2 protein-coding genes are annotated in these 2,964 nt (G+C 71.5%); one reads left to right on the forward strand and one right to left on the reverse strand.

What is annotated here, in order from left to right:
- Positions 1-100: 100 nt before the first annotated feature.
- On the reverse strand, positions 101-1,120 hold the full coding sequence (locus ACWGI8_RS42465) for a glycosyltransferase family 2 protein (protein WP_453668811.1): 1,020 nt from the start codon (positions 1,118-1,120) through the stop codon (positions 101-103).
- 168 nt (positions 1,121-1,288) lie between these two features.
- On the opposite strand from ACWGI8_RS42465, the gene ACWGI8_RS42470 reads away from it, so the two are divergent.
- Complete coding sequence (locus ACWGI8_RS42470) at positions 1,289-2,821, forward strand: LCP family protein (RefSeq protein ID WP_453668812.1); 1,533 nt, start codon at positions 1,289-1,291, stop codon at positions 2,819-2,821.
- The last annotated feature ends 143 nt before the right edge of the window (positions 2,822-2,964 follow it).

Consider the following 2,964-nt stretch of genomic DNA (forward strand, 5'->3'; position numbering starts at 1 on the left):
CGGTCCCCGTGGGGGCCGACCGGCCGCGGCGTTCTTCGTCAGTCCGTAGGTCGCGCCAGTCCGTAGGTCGCCAGGCTGTCGGTCGTCAGACCGTCAGTCGTCAGACCGTCGGTGCCGTGACCGCCGGGCGGCGGCTCGCGATGACCTTGTTCGCCAGGGATCGCGGGCTGGTCAGGAAGCCGAAGCCCCACGACATGTGCATCGTGGCCAGCGCGACCGGGATCTGCAGCCGGGCCTTCAGCGGCAGACCCCTGCCCGCCGGGACCGATCCGGCGGTGATCGCCGCGAGATAGCCGGCCGGGATCACGAAGCCGAGCGGGCTGACCGCGGCGCCCACCACCAGGCCCGCGGCGATCGCGCAGACGGCGGTCGGCGGAGCGAGATAGCGGAGGTTGATCGAACCGGAGTGGTAGCGGGCGACGACATGGCGCCAGCGGCCGTAGTCCTTGTACTGCTTGGCGAGCGCCTTCACGGAGGGCCGCGGCCGGTACTGCACCTTCAACTCCGGTGAGAACCAGATGAGTCCGCCGGCCTCGCGGATCCGGAAGTTCAGCTCCCAGTCCTGGGCCCGGATGAACTCCTCGTTGTAGCCGCCCTGCTGCTCCAGCGCCGCACGGCGGAAGACACCCAGATACACGGTCTCGGCCGGGCCCGCCTCGCCGCCGGTGTGGAACGCGGCGTTGCCGACGCCGACCTTCGAGGTCATCGCGGCCGCGACCGCGTGCTCCCAGTCGTTCTCGCCCTCGGCGTGCATGATGCCGCCGACGTTCTGCGCACCGGTCTCCTCGAGGAGCCGGACGGCGGTCGCGATGTAGTTGGGCGACAACATGCCGTGACCGTCGACCCGTACCACGATCGGGTGCCGGGATGCCTTGATCGCGGCGTTGAGCGCGGCCGGCGTACGCCCGGTGGGGTTCGGCACGGTGTGGACGCGGGGGTCTTCGCGCACGAGCTCGGCAGCGATCTCGTCGGTACGGTCCGTGGACGGGCCCAGCGCGATGACCACCTCCATCTCGCCGTCGTACTCCTGCTCCAGGATGTGCCGGACCGAGTCGCGCAGATGCCGCTCCTCATTGAGGACCGGCATGATCACGGAAACGGCGGTGGTGGGCGCGGGCATGGCTTCCTCGGGGTCCGGGGGTCGTCCCGGGAGACGGCAGTATCGCCCGCCACGTTACCGCGAACGGGGGACACCGGTGCGCGCCGCCCGGTCCGCTCCCGGTGCCGCAGATCGTATGGGCCTACGGTTCTCGCGATCACGGTCTGCCACCCCGCGGAGGTGCCCCTCGTGCCCACACCGCCCCGCTCGCCCCGTCCGCGACCGGCGGCGGCCCGACCGAGGCCGGAGGCGGCCCGGCCGAGGCCGCCGGCGGCACGACCCGGACCGCAGGGCGGCCGGCCGCAGCCGCGCCTCAGACGGCACGTCGAGCGACCCCGCTGGGGCATCAGGATGGCGACGTCGCTCTCGGTGCTGGTGCTGGGGGTGGGTGGCATCGGTCACAGCCTGGTGACGGGGCTGGACAGTGGTATCGGGCGGGTCGACCCGTTCAAGGACATGAAGAACCGGCCGGAGGCCGGGAACGGGATGAACATCCTGCTCGTCGGCACCGACGGACGGAACAGGATCACCAAGGAAGAGCGCCGCAAGTACCGGCTCGGCGGCGCGCCCTGCCGCTGCACCGACACGATCATGCTGGTGCACATCTCCGCGGACCGGGAGCGCGCGAGTGTCGTGAGCCTGCCGCGGGACTCGTACACGGAGATCCCCGCCCACACCGACGTGACCACCGGAAAGCACCACGGCAAGCACGCGCTGAAGCTCAACGCGGCGTACGCGGAGGGCGGGGCCGCGCTCACGGTGCGGACCGTCGAGCACATGACGAAGGTGAAGGTCGACCACTACCTGGAGGTCGACTTCACCAGCTTCATGAAGACCGTGGACGCGATCGGCGGGGTGGAGATCTGTACGGCCCGTCCGCTGAAGGACTCGTACACGGGACTCGACCTGCCCGCGGGGACGCACACGCTGGACGGCGGGAAGGCCTTGCAGTACGTACGCTCACGCCATATCGACGGGGCGGCGGACCTGGGCCGGATGCAGCGCCAGCAGCGCTTCATGGCGGCGCTGATCCACCGGGCCACCAGCAGCGGGGTGCTGCTGAATCCCGTGAAGTTCCGTGAGGTCGGCTCGGCGATGCTCAACGCGGTACGGGCGGACAGGGAGTTCGGTACGGACGAGATGCTCACTCTCGGAAAGGCGATGCGGGGCTTCACACCGGCGTCGTCGGAGTTCACGTCGGTCCCCGTCGGGGACGTCAGTTATCCGGTGAAGGGCATCGGCTCGACGGTGAAGTGGGACCCGGTGAAGTCCCAGCGGCTCTTCCAGGCGCTGCGCGAGGACAAGCCGCTGGCGCCGCGCCGCCCGGGGAAGCCGGGGGCGCAGCGGTCGAAGATCATCGACGTACCACCGAAGCAGATCCGGGTCCAGGTCTACAACGGGACCCGGCTGGACGGCCTCGGCGCGCGCGTGGACGCCGCCCTGCGGGCGACCGGGTTCAACACGACCCGGGTGCCGCGCAACGACGACCGCCGCGATGTGAAGCGCACGGTCGTCTCGTACGACCCGCGCTGGGACCGCTCGGCGAGGTCCCTCGCCGTGGCCCTGCCGGGCTGCGAACTCCGCGCGGTGCACGGCCAGGGCGCGACCCTCAAGGTGACGGCCGGCTCGGGCTTCACCAAGGTGATCCCGGTCCGCGCCGAGGCCCCCCTCACGCAGGGCGCCTTCGAGGCCGTCACCGGGGACCAGGTGCTCTGCAACTGACCGACGGCGCGCGTCGGGCCTCCCCGGGTGCCTGCGCGCCGGGAGCGGAGGACCGGGAGTCGTCGCCGGTGCCTGGCACGTTCCCGGCCCGTCGGGGGTGCCCCCGGGCGAAGCTCCGGGGGAGTCTGCGGACGGACCCCCGG

The sequence above is a fragment of the Streptomyces sp. NPDC054841 genome, assembly GCF_053611045.1.